This window comes from Kitasatospora sp. NPDC057595, from assembly GCF_042800875.1.
Classification (GTDB): Bacteria; Actinomycetota; Actinomycetes; order Streptomycetales; family Streptomycetaceae; genus Kitasatospora.
Genome location: NZ_JBHVGL010000008.1, coordinates 239296 through 260473, shown reverse-complemented (window position 1 = coordinate 260473; position 21178 = coordinate 239296). Strand labels below are relative to the sequence as shown.

The 21178-nt window shown below is 74.8% G+C and carries 18 protein-coding genes; 9 read left to right on the top strand and 9 right to left on the bottom strand.

Annotated features, from left to right (window positions below; all coding sequences use genetic code 11):
• Positions 1-106: 106 nt before the first annotated feature.
• The 6 genes from ACFU9E_RS15610 (at position 107) to ACFU9E_RS15585 (ending at position 5333) form a co-directional block, all read left to right on the top strand.
• The gene (locus ACFU9E_RS15610; RefSeq protein ID WP_380687117.1) at positions 107-1015 is read left to right on the top strand and encodes an acyl-CoA thioesterase; all 909 of its coding nucleotides are present in this window, start codon (positions 107-109) and stop codon (positions 1013-1015) included.
• 127 nt (positions 1016-1142) lie between these two features.
• On the top strand, positions 1143-1796 hold the full coding sequence (locus tag ACFU9E_RS15605; protein ID WP_380686636.1) for a TetR/AcrR family transcriptional regulator: 654 nt from the start codon (positions 1143-1145) through the stop codon (positions 1794-1796).
• A 75-nt stretch (positions 1797-1871) separates the two neighbouring features.
• Positions 1872-2765, top strand: coding sequence for an alpha/beta fold hydrolase (locus tag ACFU9E_RS15600; protein ID WP_380686638.1), 894 nt, complete (start codon positions 1872-1874; stop codon positions 2763-2765).
• A gap of 86 nt (positions 2766-2851) precedes the next feature.
• A complete protein-coding gene (locus ACFU9E_RS15595) occupies positions 2852-3226 on the top strand; it encodes a MerR family transcriptional regulator (RefSeq protein ID WP_380686640.1) in 375 nt (124 codons plus the stop codon).
• 151 nt (positions 3227-3377) lie between these two features.
• Positions 3378-5021 (top strand): BCCT family transporter, encoded by a 1644-nt coding sequence (locus ACFU9E_RS15590; RefSeq protein WP_380686642.1) that lies wholly within the window; start codon positions 3378-3380, stop codon positions 5019-5021.
• Positions 5022-5147: 126 nt separating this feature from the next.
• Positions 5148-5333, top strand: coding sequence for a hypothetical protein (locus tag ACFU9E_RS15585; RefSeq protein WP_380686644.1), 186 nt, complete (start codon positions 5148-5150; stop codon positions 5331-5333).
• Positions 5334-6163: 830 nt separating this feature from the next.
• Here ACFU9E_RS15585 and ACFU9E_RS15580 read toward each other — a convergent pair.
• Positions 6164-8002 (bottom strand): DUF2398 family protein, encoded by a 1839-nt coding sequence (locus tag ACFU9E_RS15580; RefSeq protein ID WP_380686646.1) that lies wholly within the window; start codon positions 8000-8002, stop codon positions 6164-6166.
• A gap of 262 nt (positions 8003-8264) precedes the next feature.
• Between ACFU9E_RS15580 and ACFU9E_RS15575 the strand changes: the two genes are divergently transcribed.
• A complete protein-coding gene (locus tag ACFU9E_RS15575; RefSeq protein ID WP_380686648.1) occupies positions 8265-9035 on the top strand; it encodes a lysoplasmalogenase in 771 nt (256 codons plus the stop codon).
• Positions 9036-9120: 85 nt separating this feature from the next.
• Here ACFU9E_RS15575 and ACFU9E_RS15570 read toward each other — a convergent pair whose 3' ends face one another.
• From ACFU9E_RS15570 to ggt, 3 genes are all read right to left on the bottom strand, one after another.
• Positions 9121-9771, bottom strand: coding sequence for a hypothetical protein (locus tag ACFU9E_RS15570; protein WP_380679221.1), 651 nt, complete (start codon positions 9769-9771; stop codon positions 9121-9123).
• Between the two features lie 206 nt (positions 9772-9977).
• On the bottom strand, positions 9978-10781 hold the full coding sequence (locus ACFU9E_RS15565; RefSeq protein ID WP_380679218.1) for an exodeoxyribonuclease III: 804 nt from the start codon (positions 10779-10781) through the stop codon (positions 9978-9980).
• A 146-nt stretch (positions 10782-10927) separates the two neighbouring features.
• Positions 10928-12718 (bottom strand): gamma-glutamyltransferase, encoded by a 1791-nt coding sequence (ggt, locus tag ACFU9E_RS15560; RefSeq protein ID WP_380679215.1) that lies wholly within the window; start codon positions 12716-12718, stop codon positions 10928-10930.
• Positions 12719-13035: 317 nt separating this feature from the next.
• Here ggt and ACFU9E_RS15555 point away from each other — a divergent pair, with 317 nt between their 5' ends.
• Positions 13036-13467, top strand: a complete 432-nt coding sequence (locus ACFU9E_RS15555; protein WP_380679212.1) for a hypothetical protein — start codon at positions 13036-13038, stop codon at positions 13465-13467.
• 108 nt (positions 13468-13575) lie between these two features.
• Here the strand turns inward: ACFU9E_RS15555 and ACFU9E_RS15550 are convergent, their stop codons facing one another.
• The 4 genes from ACFU9E_RS15550 to ACFU9E_RS15535 are packed head-to-tail and all read right to left on the bottom strand — an operon-like array spanning position 13576 to position 17640.
• A complete protein-coding gene (locus ACFU9E_RS15550; RefSeq protein WP_380679209.1) occupies positions 13576-14682 on the bottom strand; it encodes an ROK family glucokinase in 1107 nt (368 codons plus the stop codon).
• On the bottom strand, positions 14679-15593 hold the full coding sequence (locus tag ACFU9E_RS15545; protein ID WP_380679206.1) for an ATP-binding cassette domain-containing protein: 915 nt from the start codon (positions 15591-15593) through the stop codon (positions 14679-14681). The genes ACFU9E_RS15550 and ACFU9E_RS15545 overlap by 4 nt, the downstream gene beginning before the upstream one ends.
• Positions 15590-16630 carry an ABC transporter permease gene (locus ACFU9E_RS15540; RefSeq protein ID WP_380679203.1) on the bottom strand — a complete coding sequence of 347 codons (1041 nt, stop codon included), beginning with the start codon at positions 16628-16630 and terminating at the stop codon, positions 15590-15592. The genes ACFU9E_RS15545 and ACFU9E_RS15540 overlap by 4 nt, the downstream gene beginning before the upstream one ends.
• A complete protein-coding gene (locus ACFU9E_RS15535; protein ID WP_380679236.1) occupies positions 16627-17640 on the bottom strand; it encodes a substrate-binding domain-containing protein in 1014 nt (337 codons plus the stop codon). The genes ACFU9E_RS15540 and ACFU9E_RS15535 overlap by 4 nt, the downstream gene beginning before the upstream one ends.
• 372 nt (positions 17641-18012) lie before the next feature.
• Between ACFU9E_RS15535 and ACFU9E_RS15530 the strand changes: the two genes are divergently transcribed.
• A complete protein-coding gene (locus ACFU9E_RS15530) occupies positions 18013-19134 on the top strand; it encodes an alpha/beta hydrolase (RefSeq protein WP_380679200.1) in 1122 nt (373 codons plus the stop codon).
• Positions 19135-19239: 105 nt separating this feature from the next.
• On the opposite strand, the gene ACFU9E_RS15525 is transcribed toward ACFU9E_RS15530, so the two are convergent.
• Complete coding sequence (locus ACFU9E_RS15525; protein ID WP_380679197.1) at positions 19240-20853, bottom strand: PucR family transcriptional regulator; 1614 nt, start codon at positions 20851-20853, stop codon at positions 19240-19242.
• Positions 20854-21178 lie beyond the last annotated feature (325 nt).

The window sequence follows — 21178 nt, the reverse complement described above, 5'->3', positions numbered from 1 at the left end:
GTACCCCCAGGTCTTCGAATAGTGGAACACGTTCTAGCAAGCATGTTCGGCTCCGAGGTTGTCCAGGTCACACCGGCGCACGGCCCGCGTCTGCCAGTATGGGCCTGTGACAGAGCTGACCGAACAGGACAGACGAGCCACCGGCACGGTCGGCCCGTTCGCCGAACTGCTGCGGATCGAGGGCCTCGACGAGAACACGTTCCGTGGCTACTGCCACGCCGGTGCGCCGATGCGCGCGTTCGGCGGGCACGTCGCCGCGCAGGCCCTGGCGGCGGCCGGACGGACGATCGGGGCGGACCGCTCGGTGCACTCGCTGCACGGCTACTTCCTGACCCCGGGCGACCCGGACCGCCCCATCGAGTACCGGGTCGACCGGGTGCGCCAGGGCACCTCCTACGCCACCCGGCAGGTGACGGCGGTCCAGCGCGGCGAGGCCGTCTTCAGCCTCTCCGCCTCCTTCAAGCGCCCCGAGCCCGCCGCCGACCGGCACCGCGAGGTGCCGCGGCTGCCCGGCCCCGAGGAGCTGCCGGACGTCTTCTCGGCCTGGGACGACGAGGCCCGCGCCGCGCTGACCGAGAGCGGCTTCGGCGACCTGGAGATGCGCTTCGTCCCGCCGGACGCGCCGGGGGTGCCGCCGGCCGTGCCCGGCATGCCGCAGCAGTTCGTCTGGCTGCGCACCGGCTCGCCGCTGCCCGCCGACGACCCGCTGCTGCACGTCTGCGCGCTCGCCTACCTCTCGGACCTCACGCTCGCCTCGACGGCCGGACTGCACGTCCAGCCGAACTTCTTCCAGCGCACCGAGCCGCCCCGGCTGCTGATGACCTCGCTGGACCACGCGATGTGGTTCCACCGCCCCTTCCGGGCCGACGAATGGCTGCTGTTCGCGCAGCGCAGCCCCTCCTCCTCGGACGGCCGCGGGCTGGCGCTGGGCGAGTTCTACGACCGCGAGGGCCGGCTGGTGGCCTCCGCCGTCCAGGAGGCGCTGATCCGCGAACGCCTGGTCGCACCGCGCTGACCACGGCCGACCGGCCTTCCGCCGGTCGCCCGCCGGCCCCCTCCACCACCCGGTGGCCGGGGGGCGAACGGCGGGCGGCCGGTCGGCGTCATATTCCTGAGCGGCCCCGGCCCGTATCATGGTGCGGGTGACCAAGGTTGACCTGTCACCACGACCGGTGGAGGCGATGTCTCCGCGTCAGCTCGAACGCCGCGAAAGCCTGATCGCGACCGCGCTCGCCCTGGTGAACGAGATCGGCGTCGAACGGCTGCAGATGAAACAGGTCTGCGAGCGGTCCGGAGTCGCTCTGGGGACGGCGTACCGCTACTTCTCCTCCAAGGACCACCTGCTGGCGGCGGCGATCGCCGAATGGCACCGGCTGCTGCTGGCCGACCTGGTGGCGGAGCTGCGCGGACCGCGCGCCGGCCTGGGCGCCACGGACCGGGTGGTGCGGTTCGTCCGCGGCGGCATGCGGGCCTACCAGCGCCAGCCCGAACTGGCCCGGCTGCGGGTGGCCGTCGCCGCCTCCACCGACCCCTTCGCCAGCGAGGCCCTGCAGGGCATGGCCCGGGCCGACAGCGCGGCGCTCCGGGCGGTGATGGCCGACGAGGTGCCGGCCGCCGCGAGCGACCTGGTGCGGCACATCGTCGGCCACGCCTGGCAGGGCGAGCTGACGGCCTGGGTGACCGGCCGCACCACCCTCGGGGACGCCCGCCGGCGGCTGGAGGACGTGGTGCGGCTGGTGCTGACCCCGTACGAGACCGCCTACCCGGCCCCGTACGACGTCCCGTCCAAGGCCTGACGGCGGGCGGGTCCGCGGGCGGGTGACCGGGTGACCGGGGTCGTGGCGCTCCCCGGGCTTGACCTTGACACCGATGTGAAGTCCTACCGTGCGGAGCGGGTCGACCACGGCCCGATCCCCGCACCCCCGCACCCTCGGACCCCCGTCCGCCCAGGAGGACCCCCATGGCCACGCCCCGCGCCGCTCGCCCGGACCGTCCGGGGCACCGGCCCCGGGCTGCTGCTCGCCCACGGCGCGGGCGGCAGCGTCCACGACAACTGGGGCCCGCTGCTCGACGACCTCGCCGCCCACCGCACCGTCGTCGCCCCCGACTACCCGGGCTCCGGCGACAGCCCCGACGAGCCCGGCGCGCAGCACTCGCTCGACGAACTGGCCGACCGCCTGGTGGCCGCCGCCGACGCGGCCGGCCTCGCCGACTTCGACCTCGCCGGCTACTCGCTCGGCGCCGCCGTCGCCGTCCGGATCGCCACCCGCCACCCCGGCCGGGTCCGCTCGCTGCTGCTGCTCGCCGGGCTGGCCGGCGGCTCGCAGCGATTCCGGCTGCTCGCCGACCAGGCCGTCGCCCTCACCGCGCACCCCGCCCTGTGGGCCGACCACTCGCTGGCCACCGTCTTCGGCCGCAGCTGGGTGGACGCCCTGCCCGCCGCGCGCTTCGCCGAGCTGCGCGCCGGCCTGGCCGCCGAACCGGTCCCGGCGGGCTTCCGCTGGCAGTTCGAACTCGCCGCCCGCACCGACGTCCGGGCCGAGCTGGACCGGGTCGACGTGCCGACGCTGGTCGTCTCCACCACCGAGGACGACCTGGTGCCGCCGGAGCAGCACCGGGCGCTGGCACTGGGCATCCCCGGCGCCCGGCTGACCGAGCTGACGTCGGGCCACCTGCCGATGGTGGAGCGGCTGCCCGAGCTGCGGGACCTGCTGGTCGGCTTCCTCACGGACACCGCCGCCCGACCGGCCGCCGCCGGATCCTGACGGCCCGCCGACCCGCGCGCTCGGCCCTCCCGCCCGCGGGTCCCGCCGAGGGGAACACCCCGCCGGGCGGGCGCGTTCGTCCGATCATGCGCATCGGAGAACTCGCCCGCCTCACCGGGGTGTCCACCCGTCTGCTGCGGTACTACGAGGAGCAGGGCCTGCTCGAACCCACCCGCTCGGCCGGCGGCTACCGCGAGTACGGTGAGGGCGACACCGTCCGGGTCCGCCAGATCCGCAGCCTGCTCGCGGCCGGCCTGCCCACCCGGGTGATCGCGCAGATCCTCCCCTGCGCGACCGGGCCGGTCCCCGCCCTGGAGGCCTGCCCGGATCTGCTCGGCGCCCTCCGCGGCGAACTGGCCGACCTCGACGCGCGCATCACCGAGCTGACCCGCAGCCGGCGGGCCCTGGCCGGGTACCTGGACGCCGCCGTGCCGCCGTCCCGCCCGTACGCGGCCGCCTGACGCCTGGCGCCCGCCCAGGTCGCGCCTCCCCGGCGCGCCCTGCCGCCTCTCCCGGCGAGAACTGGACATAGTGCGACATGTATCCCTATTTCAATCATGTCGTCGACACCTGCACACCGTCGGCCCGCCAGTTCGCCGCGAGAGGTACCCCATGACCAGTCAGCCGCCCGGGCCGCCGGACGAGCCCGCCGCCACCCTCCCCGTCGACCGGGTGGTGTTCGGGGTCGGCGCCGTCGCGGTGCTCGGGGTCGTCGCGTGGGGCGTCTTCGCCGAGGACTCCCTCGGCCGGACGTCCAGCACCGCCCTCGGCTGGGTCCTGCACAACTTCGGCTGGCTCTTCGTCGTCGCCGCCGACGTCTTCCTCGTCCTCACCGTCCTGCTCGCCTTCAGCCGGTTCGGCCGGATCCGGCTCGGGCGCGACGACGACGAACCGGAGTTCTCCACCACCGCCTGGGTCGCCATGATGTTCAGCGCGGGCATGGGCATCGGCCTGATGTTCTACGGCGTCGGCGAACCGCTCCAGCTGTTCGCCACCCCGCAGCCCGGCTCCGGCCTCGAACCCGAGTCCGCGGCCGCCGCCCGGCAGGCCCTGGAGTTCTCGCTCTTCCACTGGACCCTGCACCCCTGGGCGATCTACGCGGTCGGCGGCCTCGCGCTCGCCTACACCACCTTCCGCAAGGGCCGGGGCAACCGGATCTCCGCCGCCTTCGTCCCGCTGATCGGCGAGCGCGGCGCCAACGGCTGGAAGGGCCGGGCGATCGACCTGCTCGCGGTGTTCGCGACCGTCTTCGGCTCCGCCACCAGCCTCGGCCTCGGCGCCCTCCAGGTGGCCGACGGGCTCGGCTACATCTCCGACATTGGCAACAGCGAGCGCACCCAGCTGGTGATCATCGGCGCGCTGAGCGCCGCCTTCGTGGTCTCCGCCTTCTCCGGCGTGCACCGGGGCGTCAAGTGGCTCTCCACCGCCAACGTCGTGCTGGCCTCGCTGATCATGGTCTTCGTGTTCCTCGTCGGCCCCACCGTCTTCGTGCTGGACACCATCCCCTCCACCGTCGGCGGCTACCTCTCCAACCTGACCGTGATGTCCACCCAGACCGGCGCCTTCACCGACGAGGACTGGCTCGGCACCTGGACCATCTTCTACTGGGCCTGGTGGCTCTCCTGGGCCCCGTTCGTCGGCACCTTCATCGCGCGCATCTCGCGCGGCCGCACCGTGCGGCAGTTCCTGCTCGGCGTGCTGCTGGTACCCAGCGGGGCCACCGTGATCTGGTTCTGCGTGATGGGCGGCACCGCGATCCGGCTGGACAGCACCGGCGCCGCCGACCTCGTAGCGACCATCCCGCGGGGCGCCGAGGCCTCGCTCTTCGAGATGCTGCGCGCGCTCCCGGCCGGCGCGGTGACCAGTGTGGTCGCGGTGCTGCTGGTGATGACCTTCTTCATCACCAGCGCCGACTCCGCCTCCCTCGTGCTCGGCTCGCTCTCCAGCCGCGGCTCACTGCACCCGCGCACCTGGCTGGTGGTGGTCTGGGGCGTGCTGATGGGCGGCGTCGCGGCCGCGCTGCTGCTGGCCGGCGGGCTCACCGCGCTGCAGAACGCCACCATCCTGGTCGCGCTGCCGTTCGTCGTGGTGATGCTGCTGCTGTGCGTCGCCCTGGTGAAGGAACTGCGCTCCGACCCCTCCGCCGGACCGCCCCGCTTCCACCCCGCCCACGGCCTGCGGGACGCCGTCCGGGTCGCCGTCGGCGAGGCCCTGGCCGATGTCCGACGGGGCAACCAGCGCCCCCCGACCGGGTGAAGAATCCCGGCCCCGGGGGGTCATGACCTGCGATGTTGCACATATCGCCCAAAGTGACGCCCACCTCCCATCCGGACTTCACCCGCACGTAGCGATCGTTCACACCGGCCTGGAAACCTCCGTGGCATGAACGCCAACCTCACGGCGACCCTCCAGGAACCGCGCTTCCCCATGCCCCAGCGCCACCGCCGCTTCCTGGCCTGCGCCGCCGTCCTCGCCTCCATCGCCCTCGGCACCCTCGGCGTCGGCGCCACCGTCGAGACCGTTCAGCACGGCACCATCGCCACGGCCACGGCCACCGTGCAGAAGTAGCCCCCGCGCCGCCCGCGCCCGCCGGGCACGAGCGAAGACGCGGCGGCCGAAATCGCGGGCCCGAGCCCGGCCGGCCTCGGGCCGACCCGCCGCGACCGGCCCACTCAGCGGCAAGGTCGGACGAGCCGGCCGCCTCTGGCGGACGCGAGGGCGGGGCGAAGATGCCGGCCTTCGGGCCACAACGAGCCCTGGCGACGTCAGGCGGGCCGGCCGGCACCGGCAGAACACGGAGGCCGGGGTAGTGACCTGCGGGCTGCACCCGCACGGCAACCGGGGCCACGACGACGAGCCCAGACACCGAGCCGGCCGGGCAGCCAACGGGACGCAAACCGCGGCAGCAACGCTCGGGCCACGGCGGAAACGGGGCAGCCGAGCTCGTGACGGTGGCTCCTCGGCTCCGGCCCGGGACCGTGGCCGCCACGGCGCGGCGCACCCGCCCGGCGGCAAGGTCGGACGAGCCGGCCGGCTGCGCCGATGGTGCACCGCAGGCCGCGACGGCGATCCGGCCTGCGCGCTCGGGGGACGCTGGGCCGGGACCGGGGCCGGGAGCGGGGCCGGACGGCGGTGGGGATCAGGCAGGCAGGCCGTGTCCGGCCGGACGTAGGGGCGAAGACGGCAGCCCTCGGACATTGGGTGACCGGCGCAGGCCGGCGGGACACGGGGCCGAGGGCCGGACGGCGGGTGGGGTCAGGCGGCCTGGGCAGCTCAGGGGACGCAGGGCCGGACGGCGGTGAGGGGCAGGCGGGGTGGCCGGGTCCGGCGGGACGTCGGGCGGGGGTGGCGGCGTTCGGGTCGCAGAGCGCCAGCGGTCTCGGGCGGCCGGGTGACGGTCAGGCGGGTTGGCCGGCTCGGGGGGTGGTGGGGGCCGGGATGGTGAAGTCCGGGGTGGGGCGGGAGTGGCGGCCGGTGCCCGGGGTGGGGAGGAGGTCGGGGGCCGGGGCGTAGCGGGCGGCGGGGGCGCGCAGGAGCCAGCCCGCGGGGCGGGTGGCGATCAGGCCCATGCGGTGGAGCAGGTCGAGGGCGTCGCGGCGCAGGGCGGTGCGGTCGGCGAGGTAGTCACGGCGCCAGCCCGCCGGGAGGCCGTACTCGTCGGCGATGTCGCCGAGCACGCCGTCTATCAGCGCGTCCGGGACGGGCACGTCGGCGCCGGTGGTCTCGCCGGGCAGCGGACGGACCTCCTCGACCAGGCGCTCGACCAGCAGCAGCGCCGCCTGGGCGGCCGTCCCGGCGCCGGACAGGGCGAGGTCGGTGAGTTCCTCCGCCGGGTCGAGGAGGGCGACGCCCTCGGCCCGCTGCTCCGCCTCCAGGCCGAGGAAGTCGGCGAGCGCGGCGGGGCCGGAGTGCCGGTGGTCGCGCAGCCAGGCGCGCTGGTCCTCGGGCAGGTCGGCGGCCAGGACGGCGGGGGTCTCGGCGAGGCGGCGGCGGACGGCGGTGCCGGGCTCGGCCTCGGCGGCGCGGCGGATGAGGTCGGCGGCGTCGTCGGCGAGTGCGGGCGGGCCGGCCGGGACGGCGCGGGCGAGCTCCCGGTCGACCGTCAGCACGTCCGAGGCGTCACCGAGACCGGTGACGAGGCCGGCGGGAAGGTCGGCCGGAAGGTCGGTGAGCACCTGCCAGTCGGCGAGCACGGCGAACGCCATGGCGAGGTCGGCGGGCCCGGTCGACGGGCCGGGACCGATGCCGGGGTCGGCGGCGTCCATCGCGGCCAGTAGGCGGCCGAGCGGCAGGCGTTCGGGCGCGTCCACCAGCAGGGCCAGCGCGAGGGCGAGCCGGGCGTAGCCGCCGGGGGTGAACGGGACGCCGGTGGCGGGGTGTTCGAGGCGGCGGACGGCGCCGGGGCCGGGGCCGGCCTTGTGCAGACGTGCGTGCCAGGGGCCGACCACCAGGGGGTAGCCGAGCAGGGTATCGAAGCGCTCGGTGAGCCAGTCGCGGTGACGGCGGATCAGCGGGAAGCCGTCGGCGTGCGGTCCGGAGGCGGTGACCAGCGGGTGGGCGAGCAGCAGCCGGGCGGCGATCCGGCGTTCGGAGGCGGTGGTGACGGCGGAACGATCCTGCGGTACGACGGCGGCGGCGGCCCGGGACTGTTCGGGTTTGCGGTGCCGTCCGGGCCTGCCGGGTTTGGCACCGGAGAGGACGACGGGCAGTGCGGCGGCGTCGCGGCGGGCGCGACGCAGGCCGGGGGCGGTGCGCGGTTCGCGGGTGCGCAGCGGCGCGGGGGTGTGCGCGGTGGGGCCGTGCCACCAGCTGACCTCGGCGGCGGCGGACGGTTCCGCGGGATCGGAGGGATCGGAGGAATCAGTGGGACCGGCGGGTTCGGCGGGTTCGGCGGGTTCGGCGGCGGACGGTTCGGCGGGGGCGCCGAAGTGACGGGCCGGGTAGAGGCCGAAGGAGGCGGCGCAGAGGTCGTCGGCGGTGCCGGGGTCGGCCTCCGCGAACCAGCGTGCGAGCCGGAGCAGCGCCGGGTCGGGCGAGAGTTCCCCGGGTGGCGCGGCCGGGGCGTCCGGGTCCTGCGGGGCGTCAGCTCCGGTCGCGGTGCCGGGTACGGGGCCGCGGGCGGGTTCGCGTACGGCGACGACGGCGTCGGTGGTGCTCCGCCCCGCCCCGCCCGTGCGTCCGTCCGACGTGCCACCGGCCGTCCGTGCGGCGCCGGTCGCGTACTCCTGCTGCTTCATGTCGGGGACCAGACTAGACGCTGGACGCGGCCCCCGCTGGCAGCCGCCCGACGCGCGGCGACATCCGGCCGGAGACGGGGAGGACGGCCGGAGGGCGGCGGGAGGAGGACGGAAGGACGGCGACCCGTCACCCCGGTGGCCCCGCCCGTCCTACGCGCGGGTAACAATCTCTTCCGAAGCCCCGTCCCGTCCCCTATCGTGCCCGGCACGGGCCACCCGCCCCCACCACCCGCTCCCCCACCCGTCCGGAGGACACCGCCGCATGAGCATCCGTACGACCACCCGCACCGTTCTCGGCGGCCGGCTGCGCTCGGCCTCCGGCGCGCTCGCCGGCTTCGCCGCCACCTCGGCGGTCCACCTGGGGGCGCTGCTGACCGACACCCCGGCGCTGCGGCACGCCACCAAGCCGGCGCTGATGCCGTTGCTGGCCGCGCACAGCGTCGCCAGTGCCGCCGCGGCCGGCCGGAAGGCGCCGAAGCTGCTGGCGCCGGCGCTGCTGGCGAGCGCGGGCGGGGACGTGCTGCTCCAGTTCGGCCAGGACGCGACGTTCCTGGCCGGAATGGGCTCGTTCGCGGCGGCGCACGTCTGCTACGTGACGATGTTCGCCGGCCAGGGCGCGCTGACCGACCGGCGCCGGACGCTGGTGGTCGCGGCCGCGTACGCGACGGCCTGGGCGTCGATGGTGGCGCTGCTCTGGCCGGACCTCGGGGACCTGCGGATCCCGGTGGCCGGGTACAGCCTGCTGCTGGCGTCGACGGCGGTGACCTCGGCGGGGCTGGGCGTGCGGACCGGGCTGGGCGGGGCGCTGTTCCTGCTCTCGGACACCCTGATCGCCACCAAGCTGGCCAACTGGCGGGAGCTGCCGGGCCACGAGTTCTGGATCATGGCCACGTACATCCTGGCGCAGTACCTGCTGGCGACGGGCGCGCTGCGGGCCGCCGAGGCCCAGGAGGACCGGGAGGACCGGGAGGCCCGGGAAGGCCTGGAGGACGGGAAGGACCGTCGGGCGCGGGAGGCCCAGCAGACCGTCTGACCGCGCGAAGGTGCCGCCGGACGAACCGTCCGGCGGCACCCGCCCGCGGGCCGCACCCGCGGGCACGTTCCTTCAGGCGGACCCTTCAGGCGGACCCGGCGCCCGCGCGGCGCCGCAGCAGCCAGAAGCCGCCGATCCCGCCCGCGACCAGCAGCGCGCCGCCCGCCAGCTCCACCGGGTTCGCCGCGATCGAGCCGCCCAGGCCGGTCTTCACCGCACCGTGCGGGGCGACCTGCTGGCTGCCGGCGCCGGACTGCCCGAGGGAACCGGCCCACTCACCGGCTGCCTGGCTCCACCCGCCGATCCCCGAGGGCGCGGAACCGCCGGCCGCGCCGGACCCGCCGTGCGCGCCGGACGCACCGGAGCCGGTGGACACCGAGACCGTGGTCACCGTGACGTTGGTGGCGAACGCGGCGCCGTCGGGGCAGGTGCCGTCGATCTTGCTGTCGCCGCCGTGCTTGTCCGCCAGCCGGGCGGAGCCGGTGTGCTTGCCGTCGGAGCCGAGCGTGAGGGTGGCCGGGCCGCCCTCGAAGGCCTGGGAGTTGGCGGTGATCGTCTTGGCGTTTGGCTTGTCGGACTTCTCACAGGCGACCGTGACCGTCACGGTCTGGCCCGGTGCGGCCTGGGACGGGCTGACCGAGGCGGCGCCGTCCTTGGCCAACGCGAGGGGGGCCGTCAGGCCGGTCAGCAGCGTCGCGCCGATCAGGGCGGCGGCGGCCGTACGCGTGGGGCGCATACCGGAACCTCCGGAATTCTCTCGGGCGCGGCCGGGGACTCCGACGTCCACGTGATCGATCAACCGCACCCGGTCACTCACCGACGGTAGGCACCCGTTGCACACCCGGCCACCGCTCTGGCCCGTTCGAGCGAGACCCGGGCACCCCGCACGACCCGCGAGCCGTCACCCGCCGGCCCTCACCCGGACCAGGCCGGAGGGCCAGGTCAGAGGTCCAGGTCGACGACGACCGGGGCGTGGTCCGAGGTGCCCTTGCCCTTGCGCGCCTCGCGGTCGACGTAACTGTCGGTGACGGCGTCCACGAAGGGCTTGTTGGCGTAGGTGAGGTCGATCCGCATGCCCCGGTTCTTCGGGAAGGCCAGCTGCCGGTAGTCCCAGTAGGTGTAGGGGCGGTCGTACTTCAGCGGGCGCGGCACCACGTCGTGCAGCCCGGCCGCGTCCAGGGCGGCGAGCGCGGCCCGCTCGGCGGGGGTGACGTGGGTGAGGCCCTCGAAGGCGGCGATGTCGAAGACGTCCTCGTCGCTCGGCGCGATGTTGAAGTCGCCGAGCACGGCGAAGGGGCGCTCGCCGGCCGCGTCCTCCAGCGAGGCGAGGCGCAGCGCCTCCAGCCACTCCAGCTTGTAGCGGTAGTGGGCGTGGTCGACCTCGCGGCCGTTGGGCACGTAGACCGACCAGACCCGGACCGGGCCGCAGGTGGCGGCGACGGCACGCGGCTCGACGTCGGGCAGCAGGGCGTCGTCGGCGAGGTAGCCGGGCTGCCCGGGCAGGTCGCGCACCACGTCGTCGAGGCCGATCCGGGAGAGGATCGCCACGCCGTTCCACCGGCCGGTGCCGTGCGCGGCGGTCTCGTAGCCGAGCTCGCGGACAGGCTCGTACGGGAAGGCGTCGGCGGCGCACTTGAGCTCCTGGAGGCAGAGCACGTCGGGCTTGGCGCTCTCCAGCCATTCGAGGAGCTTGGGCAGCCGCGCGGTGACGGAGTTGATGTTCCAGGTGGCAATGCGGACGGTCACGGCGGGCGGCCTTCCCGGTGGCGGTTCGGTACGGGGGTGGACGCCCGCGTGGACGGCCGGCCCGTGGGCGGCTGCCCCGGTGGACCGGCGGCCCGATGGACGCCCACCCCGAATCTACCGAACGGCACCGACAGTCCCGCCCGGCCTCACGGCGCGGGCCGGACCACCGCCGCCGAGCCGCCGCCGCGGCGCACCGGTTCGGCGGCGGCCCGCCAGCGCCCGTCCGGCAGCCGCTCGACGCCGGTCGCGGCGCCGATCTCCGGCGTGGCGGTGAACACATGGCCGAGCGTCTCCAGCCGGGCCCGTTCGGGCAGGGCCAGGAAGGCCGGCTCGGCCTGGGTGGCGGCGGTGTTGCGCTGGCTGGCGCGCGGCGCGGCGATCGCCTGCTCCAGACTCAGACCCCGGTCCAGGCGCCCGAGCAGCACCTGCAGGGTGGTGGTGATGATGGTGGCGCCGCCGGGCGAGCCGGCCGCCAGCAGGGGCTCGCCGTCGCGCAGCACGATGGTCGGCGACAGCGAGGAGCGCGGCCGCTTGCCGGGGCCGGGCAGGTTGGGGTCGGGCACCCCGGGGAACAGCGGGGTGAAGTTGAAGTCGGTCAGCTCGTTGTTGAGCAGGAAGCCGCGGCCGGGGACGGTGATGCCGCTGCCGCCGGTCTGCTCCAGGGTGAGGGTGTAGGAGACGACGTTGCCCCAGCGGTCGGCCACGGTGAGGTGGCTGGTGCTCAGGCCCTCGTAGGGCTCGGCGGCGGGCGCCGGGGCGGCGTCCGGGCAGCCGGCCGGGTTGCGCGGGTCGCCGGGGGCGACCGGGCTGGTGAGCGCGCGGTCGGCGCTGATCAGGCAGGCGCGGGAGGCCGCGTAGCGCGCGGACAGCAGTTCCGCGGTGGGCACGTCGTTGAACGCCGGGTCGCCGACCCAGCGGTTGCGGTCGGCGAAGGAGAGCCGGGAGGCCTCCAGGAAGTGGTGGTAGTACTGCGTGGCGTCGTAGTCGGCGACCTCGCCGTCCTCCAGGATGCCGAGCGCCTCGCCGACGGTGGTGCCGCCGGAGCTGGAGGGGGCGATCGAGTAGAGGTCGTAGTCCCGGTAGGCGACGTGGGTGGGCTGCTGGCGGCGGACCCGGTACGCGGCCAGGTCGGCGGCGTCGACCTGGCCGGGGCGGGCGGTCCGGCCGGAGGCGGGGTCGACCGGCGGGTGCTGCACGGTGCGGACGATGTCCTCGCCGATCGCGCCCTGGTAGAGCGCCCCGGTGCCCTCCTTGCCGAGCTGGCGGTAGGTGGCGGCGAGGTCGGGGTTGCGGAAGGTGGAGCCGACGGCGGGCAGCGCGCCACCGGGCAGGAAGAGCTTGGCGGTGTCGGGGAAGTCCTTGAACCGGGCCTGGTTGAGCGCGGTCTGGTCCTGGAAGGTCTGGTCGACGGTGAAGCCCTGTTCGGCGATCCGCTGGGCGGGCTTCAGCGCCTCGGCGAAGCTGCGCCGGCCCCAGAGCTCGACGGCGGTCTCCCAGGTGGCCGGGGAGCCGGGCACGCCGACCGACAGGCCGCTGGTGACGGCGTCGGCGAACGGCAGCGGTGCGCCGTTCTCCAGGAAGAGCGACGTGTCGGCCTTGCGGGAGGCGGTCTCCCGGCCGTCGATGGTGTGCACCCGGCCGGTGGCGTGGTCGTAGTAGACGAAGTATCCGCCGCCGCCGATGCCGGCCGAGTACGGCTCGGTGACGCCCAGCGCGGCCGCGACCGCGACCGCCGCGTCCACGGCGTTGCCGCCCTTGCGCAGCACCTCGATGCCGGCCGCCGTGGCGTCGGCGTCCACGCTGGCCACCGCCCCGCCCCAGCCGACCGCCTCGGGCACCTTGGCCGGCGGCGCTGCCGCCCCGGCGGGTCCGGCGGTGGACCACACCAGGGCGGTGGTGAGCAGGAGCGGCGGGGCGATGCGGGCCAGTGCTCTCATCCGATACTCCTCTGAGTAGACGTCAACTCCGTTGTTTCACAGGAGGCATGGCCCCGACAACCGCGCCGCGTCACTACCAACGGGTAGTTGACAACTCCCGGGGAGGAGCCGTCGAACAGCCGATCACATTTCAAACCCGAACGAGTGAAGAAATGATCAGCTACTCATGCGGGCGATAGCTTGTGCTCGCACCGCATGCTTTCCGCCCACGCCGACGCCCACACCGGTCCCGACCGAGCCGCCGGCGCCCGCTCCTGCCCCGGTCGAGACGCCGGCCCCGACGGCGGCGCCCACGCAGTCGGCGGTCGAGCCGCCCGGTGACCCCGACCCGGGCCCCGGCGGCCCCCACCTCGAAGCCGGCACCCAAGCCCACCCCGGCGGCCCCCAACAGCAACCCGGCCGGCGGCTCGACCACCGGCGGTGACGGCTCGACGGGCGGGACCTCGACCACCGGCGGATCCAGCACGGGCGGGTCGATCACGGGCGGATCCACCACGGGCGGTTCGAGCGGCGGCTCGACCACCGGCGGTGACGGCTCGACGGGCGGGACCTCGACCACCGGCGGTTCGAGCAGCAGCGGTTCGACTACCGGCGGTTCGAGCACCGGCGGTTCCAGCAGCGGAGGCGGGACCGTCCACCCGGGCTCGTACTGCTCCCCCGCCGGCGCGACCGGCGTGACCAACGCGGGCACCCCGATGGTCTGCGGCCTGAGCTCGGACGGCCGCAACCACTGGAAGTCGGCCGGCTGACAACTGACAGCTGACAACTTTCAGCTGACGGATAACAGCTGACAGATACCGTCATCTGTTATCCGTCAGCTGTTATCCGTCACTCGCCGGCTGTCATCCGCCCCGCCGCTACGGCACGGCGCGCTCCACCCGCCGCCGCTTGATGGTGCGAAAGCGCCGGGCGACCTGGCGGGCCAGGTCCGCGGCGCCGACCAGCCCGGCCTCGTTGCCGAGCGCGGCGTGCACGATGGCCGCCTCGGGCCGGAAGCCGCGGCCGGTGAGGGTGCGGCGGAAGGTGTCCCGGGCCGGGCCGAGCAGCAGGTCGCCGGCCTCGGAGACGCCGCCGCCGATGACGAAGCGGCCCGGGTCGAGGGCGGCGGCCAGGTTGGCGATGCCGACGCCGAGCCAGGTGCCGACCTCGTAGAGCAGCTCGGTGGCGGTCGGGTCGCCGGCCCGGGCGGCCTCGGTGACCAGCGGGCCGGTGATGCCCTCGACGGCGCCCCCGGCCCGGGCCAGCAGCGGCTGGACCACCGGGGACTCCTCGGCGACCAGCTCGCGGGCGTCGCGCACCAACGCGTTGCCGGAGGAGTACTGCTCCCAGCAGCCGCGGTTGCCGCACGGGCAGCGGTGGCCGCCGGGCACCACCTGCATGTGCCCGAACTCGCCGGCCAGCCCGTACTTGCCCCGGTCCACGTAGCCGTCGCGGACGACGGCGCCGCCGATGCCGGTGCCGAGGGTCAGCATCACCATGTGCTCCTCGCCCCGGCCGGCGCCGAAGCGCCACTCGGCCCAGGCGGCGGCGTTGGCGTCGTTCTCGACGATCACCGGGAACCGCAGCCGGGCACTGAGCGCCTCCCGCAGCGGTTCGCCGCGCCAGTTGAGGTGCGGGGCGAAGAGCACGGTGGAGCGCTCGGCGTCGACCCAGCCGGCCGCGCCGATGCCGACGGCGTGCACGTCGTGCCGGTCGGCGAGCTCCAGCACCAGCTCGACGATGACGTCCTCGACCACCTTGGGGCTCTTGGACTTGTGGGGCGTGTCGGTGCGCAGCTTCTCCAGCACCTTGCCCTCGCCGTCGACCACGCCCGCGACGACCTTGGTGCCGCCGATGTCGACGCCGATGGTCGGCAGCCGCAGCACGCCGGCGGGCAGTGCCCGGCGGCGGCGCTCCGCGCGCGGGCCGAGGCCGAGCAGGGTGGGCAGGACCGGCGGCCGGTTGCCGCCGTGGGAGCTGGTCACGGCTGCGGACGCTCCTTGCCGGGATCGGTGGTCGGGCCGGCGGTCGGGTCGACGGGGCCGGCGGTCGGATCGGCGCCGCCGGGACCGGGGACGTCGGCCCGCGACAGCTCGTGGGAGAGCTCGGCGAGGTCGGAGCCGCCGGCCATCTCGGTGGTGAGCTGTTCGAGGCCGATCTCCGCCCTGGGGTGGCTGCCGGCCATCCGGCCGCGCTTGAGCAGGGTGAAGTGGTCCCCGACCAGGTACGCGTGGTGCGGGTTGTGGGTGATCAGCACCACGCCGAGGCCCGCGTCCCGGGCGGCGGTGACGTACTTGAGCACCACCCCGGACTGCTTGACGCCGAGCGCGGCGGTCGGCTCGTCCAGGACGAGCACCTTGGCGCCGAAGTGCACGGCGCGGGCGATGGCCACGCACTGGCGCTGGCCACCGGACAGGGTGCCGATCGGGCGGTCGACGTCGGGCAGGTCGATGCCCATGTCGGCGAGCGCCCGGCGGGTGGTGGCGCGCATGCCGTCGGCGTCGATCCGCAGCCCGCCCCAGCGCTTGTACCCCTGCTCGGAGCCGAGGAAGAAGTTGCGCCAGACCGGCATCAGCGGCACCACGGCGAGGTCCTGGTAGACGGTGGCGATGCCGCGGTCCAGGGCCTGGCGCGGGGAGTCCAGGCGGACCTCCTCGCCGCCCACCGTGAAGGTGCCCTCGTCGTGCCGGTGCAGCCCGGCGATGATCTTGATGAGGGTGGACTTGCCGGCGCCGTTGTCGCCGAGCACGCAGCTGATCTCACCGGCCCGCAGGGTCAGCGAGACGTCCTCCAGGGCGCGCACGGTGCCGTAGGTCTTGCCGACGCCGGTGAGCGCGAGCAGCTCGGCGGGCGGGGTCGGCTCCACGGGCGAGGTCGGCTCGATGGGCGAGGTCATCGGGGCCCCCGTTCGGCGCGGCGCTTGACCAGGGAGTTCAGCAGGGCGGCCAGCAGCAGCATCGCACCCAGGAAGAACTTGAACCAGTCGGGGTTCCACTGGGCGTAGATGATGCCCTTGCTGACCATGCCGAAGATCAGCGCGCCCAGCGCGGAGCCGACCACCGAGCCGTAGCCGCCGGTGATCAGACAGCCGCCGATGACGGCCGCGACGATGTAGATCAGCTCGTTGCCGACGCCCTCGCCGGACTGCACGGTGTCGAAGGAGAACAGCAGGTGCTGTCCCAGCACCCAGGCGCCGAAGCCGACGAACAGGTAGAGCACGGTCTTCGTCCGGGCGACCGGGACACCCACCGCGCGGGCCGCGGCCGCGTCCCCGCCGACCGCGAAGATCCAGTTGCCGAAGCGGGTGCGCAGCAGCACCCAGCTGCCGGCCAGCAGGAGGCCCAGCCACCACCAGACGGTCGCCTTGATCGTCAGCCCGCCGACGGTGACCTCGGAGGCGAACAGCCAGCGGCAGGAGGCGAAGCCCTGCATGTCGGAGATCGGCTTGGTGGAGACGGTGCCGGAGACCAGCTTGGTGACGCCGAGGTTGGCGCCGGTCAGCATCAGGAAGGTGCCGAGGGTGACGATGAAGCTGGGCAGCTTGGTGCGCGCCAGCATCCAGCCGTTGAACAGGCCGACCGCCAGCGTGACGGCCAGCGAGACCAGCACGCCCACCCAGGTCACCGCGGTGAGCTGGTAGGAGACCATCGAGGAGGTCAGCGCGGCGGTGGTGACCAGCACGCCGGCCGACAGGTCGAACTCGCCGCCGATCATCAGCAGCGCCACCGGCACGGCCATGATCCCGATGGTGGAGGCCGCGTACAGCACGGTGCCCAGCGAGGAGACCCGCAGGAACGGCTCGGCGACGGCGGCGAAGACCAGGAAGACCGCGGCAGCGGCGATCAGCGCGCCCAGTTCCGGCCGGCCGGCCAGTCGGCGCAGCGCGGCCGGGCGCTCCCGGCGCTCGGCGGCCAGGACGTCGGTGCTGCTCACCTGGTCCCCCTCGCGACGTACTCGGCGAGGGCGTCCGCGTTCTCCTTGGTGAGGATCTGCGGGCCGGTGGCCACCGGCTGGCCGCCGCCGAGCATGTTGAGGTTGAAGCGGTAGAGCCAGATCAGGTCGACGCCCTCGTAGCCCTGGAGGTAGGGCTGCTGGTCGACGGCGAAGCCGACGGTGCCCGCCTTCAGGCCGGCCACCACCTGGGTGCCCAGGTCGAAGGTGTCGAGCTCGACCGGGCGGCGGGCGTCCTGGATCGCCTGCAGACCGGTGGCGGCCATCGGGCCGGAGAGGGTCAGCACGGTGTCGATCGCCGGGTCGGCCTGCAGCTTGGCGGAGATCGCCGCGCGGGCGTCGGGCATGTTGACGCCGTCGACGTACAGCACCTGGAAGGCGCCGCCGGCGGTGCTCTGCGCGCCGGAGCAGCGCTGCTCCTGGCCGACGTTGCCCTGCTCGTGGATCACGCAGAGCACGTTCTTGCGGCCGCGCTCGGACAGCGCGCCGCCGGCGGCCCGGCCGGCGGTGGCCTCGTCCTGGCCGATGTGGGTGAGCGCGCCGAACTTCGCGGAGAACTCCTGGCCGGAGTTGATGGTGATCACCGGGATGCCGGCGGCCTTGGCCTTGGCCAGCACGTCGGCCATCGCGTCGCCCTTGGCGAGGGTGACCAGCAGGCCGTCGACCTTCTGGTCGATGGCGGCCTGGACGAGCTGGACCTGGTTCTGGGTCTGCGCGTCGTTGGAGTACAGGAAGGTGATGTTGTCCTTGGCGGCGGCCTGCTCGGCGCCCTTGCGCACGGTGTCCCAGAAGGCGTCGCCGGCGCCCGCGTGGGTCACCATCGCGACCTTCCAGCGGGGGGTGGTGACGGCGCCGCCGGCGGCGGCCGCGGCCTTGGCGCGGGCCTCCTCGGCGCGTCTGCCTCCGGTGCTGCTGCAGCCGGCGACGGCGACCGTGAGGGCCAGGACGGCCAGCGCGGCGGCGGCGGGCCTCAGCCGGCGGACGGGACTCATGCGGGTTGTGCTCATCCCCATAGTCTCGCTTCCCCGCGGACGCGCGTTCGCACCGCCTCGCCCGGCGGGCCGATCCGTCCGGACGGTATCGTGCCCCGCGGGGGGATTCCTGGGAGTCCGCTGAGTACGGCGTCCGGGTGGAGCCCGTCAGGATGGCAGACTAGGGCGGACCCGAAAAGGGGGGCTTCGCGTGAACGTGATGTTCCTCTCAGGTTCCGCACAGATTCCGACGGCAACCGATCCCCGTTTCTGGCCGTCTGATGCCATTGAGGTGGCGGTCCGGGCGAGTGGGGCCCGGGCGGCTTCGAACCCGGATACGAGAACTTCATGCAACTGACAGGTACGCCATTCTTCATCTGCACGGTCGTTCTCGTGCCGATCTCCATCGCGGTGGCGATGTGGTTCTGGGGCCGCGTCAAGGGCCCCGAGCCGGTGCGCGTCCTGTCCAGGCTCGCCATGCTGGTGTTCTGCCAGGTCACCGCGGTGATCATGGTGTTCGTCATGGTCAACAACGCCAACCTCATCTACGGCAACTGGGACGACCTGCTCGGCACCGGCAACCACGTGCGGGCGGTGCCCTCCGTCCCGCCGCAGGAGCCGGCCGCGGCCGGCCAGGGCGCGGCCCCGGCGGGCGGCGGCGGCGGTGCGCCGGCGGGCGACGCGGCCCACCCGGCGGCCAACAAGGTCCAGCAGTCCTTCCGCGGCGTGGACGACCCGAAGGTGCCGGGCGACGTCCAGAAGACCGACCTCAAGGGCCAGCTGTCCGGCGTCGACGGCGAGGTGCTGGTCTGGCTGCCGCCGCAGTACAACGACCCGGCGTTCAAGGACAAGAAGTTCCCGGTGGTCGAGCTGATCCCCGGCTACCCGGGCTCCTCCTCCACCTGGTACGGCACGCTCAAGGTCTCCGAGCAGCTGAAGCCGCTGATGCAGCAGGGCAAGGTGGCGCCGTTCATCCTGGTCTCCCCGCGCACCCTGCTGCTGGGCAACCACACCGACGCGGGCTGCACCGACGTGCCGGGCAAGGTCAACGCGGACACCTGGCTGACCCGGGACGTGCCGCAGATGATCCTGGACAACTTCCGGGCCGACCCGTCCGCCGACCGCTGGGGCATCGCCGGCTACTCGGCGGGGGCCCACTGCGCCGCCAAGCTCTCGCTGGCCCACCCGAACCGCTACCGGGCCGGCGTCAGCCTCTCCGGCTACAACGACCCGGCGACCGAGAAGGACTCGCTGGTCGGCAAGGACGCCAAGCTGCGCGAGGCCAACAACCCGGTCAACATCCTGAAGGGCTCCGCCCAGCCGCCGAAGGTCTCGCTGTACGTCTCCGGCAACAAGGGCGACGGCTACGAGGACGGCCAGGCGATCGCCGCCGCCGCCAAGGCGCCCACCACCGTGCAGGTGGTCGAGACCACCGGCCCGCACTCCAGCGACGTGTGGAAGGACATGGTGCCGGGCGTCTTCGAGTGGCTGACCGGCGTCATCCCGGTCCAGTAGCCCGGTCGACGCGTTCGACACGTAGCGGCCCCGAAGCGGCCCCGAAGCGTCCTCGCGCTCCGGGGCCGCCGTCGTTCCCGCCCCGGCCGTCCACCGGCCGCGGGCCTACTGGGCCAGTTCCAGTGCCAGGTAGAAGTCCACCCGGTCCTCCAGACGGGACAGGTCGCGGCCGGTCAACTCCTCGATGCGGCCGATCCGGTAGCGCAGCGTGTTGACGTGGACGTGCAGCTGGGCGGCGCACCTGGTCCACGAGCCGTCCGAGCGCAGGAACGCCTCCAGGGTGCGGACGAGGTCCCCCTGGTGCTCCAGGTCGTAGGCGATCACGGTGTCCAGCAGCCGGCTGCGGAAGGCCCGGCGGACCTCGTCCGGCACGGCCGCCAGCAGCAGCACGTGCGAGGCCAGCTCCTCCGGCCCGGCCACCCGGACCCGGCCGACCCGGGAGGCGGCGATCCGGCCGGCGTGCCGGGCCTCCTCCAGCGCGCCGCGCAGACCGGCCGCCTCGCGGGCGGGGGCGGAGACGCCGAGGGTGATCCGGCCCTCCGCGCCGAGCCCGGCCTCCAGCGGGGCCAGCAGCTCGCGCAGCGCCTCGGCGGCCACCGGGCCGTCCTGCGGCGCGGGCATCACCACCACCGCGCCGGTCCCGGCGCCGGCGACCAAAGCGTGGTCGGCGGCACCGTCCAGCGCCTCCTCCAGGACGGCCCGCACCGCGCCCTCGGGCAGGCCGGTGCCCTCGGCGCTGAGCACCAGCCAGGCGCCGGCCGCCGCCGTCGCCCCGGAGCCGGGGCCCTCGTCGCGGGCGGTCATCGCCGAGGACGCGAACAGGGCGCGGCCGATCTCGGCCGGCTCGGCGTCGCGCCGCAGCAGGGCGAGCAGCTCGTCGGCGAGACGGCGGCGCAGCCGGCGGCCCTCGTCGCGGCGGTGGCGCTCGGCGGCGACCAGCCGGGCGAGGTTCTCGGCGAGCTGCTGGCGCTTGGCGGTCCACTCGGTGACGTCGCCGGCGACCACGAGCACCCAGTCGGCGAGCGGGGACGGGGCCGGCGTGGACGGCGCCGGCGCGGCGGCGGGCGCGGGCAGCAGCGAGTAGGTGCCGGCCGCCAGGCGCACCCGGTGCGGGGGGCGGCGGTGCTGGCGCCGGGCGGTGAGGTGGGCGCGCACCAGCTGGTCGCGGTCCCCGGCGGGCAGTCGGTCGGCGGGGCCGGCGATCACCGCGCCGGTCGGACCGAGCACCCAGCAGTCGAGGTCGAGGTCGCCGCCGAGCAGGTCGAGCACGGCGTCCAGGCCCCCGCCGCCGGCCGCCGAGACCAGCAGCCGGTGCCGGTCGACCAGGGCGGCCAGGTCGGCGGCCCGGTCCGCGGAGACCTGGCGGCCGACGAACTCGGTGACGGTGCCGAAGGCGATGTCGTCGGGCACGGCGAGCAGCGGCATCCGGTGCCGGCGGCAGGCCTCGACGAGGTCCTCGGGCACCGGCCCGACCTCCGCCTCGCCGGCCGCCAGGGCGACCGCGCCGCCGGCGGCCAGGGTGCGCACGAAGCGCTCGGAGTCCGCCGGGGCGGTGCGCCAGAGCATGCCGGTGAGGACCAGCTCGCCGCCGTGCAGGTACCGCCCGGGGTCGTGCAGGTCGGTCGTCATCACACCGCTGACCTGCCGGTCCAGCTCTTCCTCGGCCGCGAGCAGGCGCAGGCGCGGGGCGCCGGGGGCGAGCAGGTCACGGACGCGCATCCGCGGGCTCCTTAGGGCAAGGGGGTGGGGTGGGGGGTGGTCCGAGCGCTCGGTCCGCGGTCACAGTCTGCCCGAACATCCGTGCTCGGCGTGACGTCCGCGTAGTGCCCGGGTCGCGGGCCGTGGCCGGGGAATCACGGGCGGATCACGGTCGTAGGTGGGACCGCGGGAGCGGCCCGGCCGCGGCGCCGTCCCGCGCACGGGCCCCTTGGAGGAACGTACAGGATGCCGGAGGGCGCGGCCGCCGGGGATTCATGCCATCGGTGACTGCCCCCGGCGGAGGTCACCGGGTTCACTGGCCGGACAGTGCCGCGAAGTGCCGGAG

Bases quoted from the DNA above. Each gene is read 5' to 3' on its own strand.
- ACFU9E_RS15575 (WP_380686648.1), top strand. From the start codon at position 8,265: ATGAGCATCCGTACGACCACCCGCACCGTTCTCGGCGGCCGGCTGCGC.
- ACFU9E_RS15570 (WP_380679221.1), bottom strand. From the start codon at position 9,771: ATGCGCCCCACGCGTACGGCCGCCGCCGCCCTGATCGGCGCGACGCTG.
- ACFU9E_RS15595 (WP_380686640.1), top strand. From the start codon at position 2,852: ATGCGCATCGGAGAACTCGCCCGCCTCACCGGGGTGTCCACCCGTCTG.
- ACFU9E_RS15580 (WP_380686646.1), bottom strand. From the start codon at position 8,002: ATGAAGCAGCAGGAGTACGCGACCGGCGCCGCACGGACGGCCGGTGGC.
- ACFU9E_RS15545 (WP_380679206.1), bottom strand. From the start codon at position 15,593: ATGACCTCGCCCATCGAGCCGACCTCGCCCGTGGAGCCGACCCCGCCC.
- ACFU9E_RS15585 (WP_380686644.1), top strand. From the start codon at position 5,148: ATGAACGCCAACCTCACGGCGACCCTCCAGGAACCGCGCTTCCCCATG.
- ggt (WP_380679215.1), bottom strand. From the start codon at position 12,718: ATGAGAGCACTGGCCCGCATCGCCCCGCCGCTCCTGCTCACCACCGCC.
- ACFU9E_RS15590 (WP_380686642.1), top strand. From the start codon at position 3,378: ATGACCAGTCAGCCGCCCGGGCCGCCGGACGAGCCCGCCGCCACCCTC.
- ACFU9E_RS15535 (WP_380679236.1), bottom strand. From the start codon at position 17,640: ATGAGTCCCGTCCGCCGGCTGAGGCCCGCCGCCGCCGCGCTGGCCGTC.
- ACFU9E_RS15525 (WP_380679197.1), bottom strand. From the start codon at position 20,853: ATGCGCGTCCGTGACCTGCTCGCCCCCGGCGCCCCGCGCCTGCGCCTG.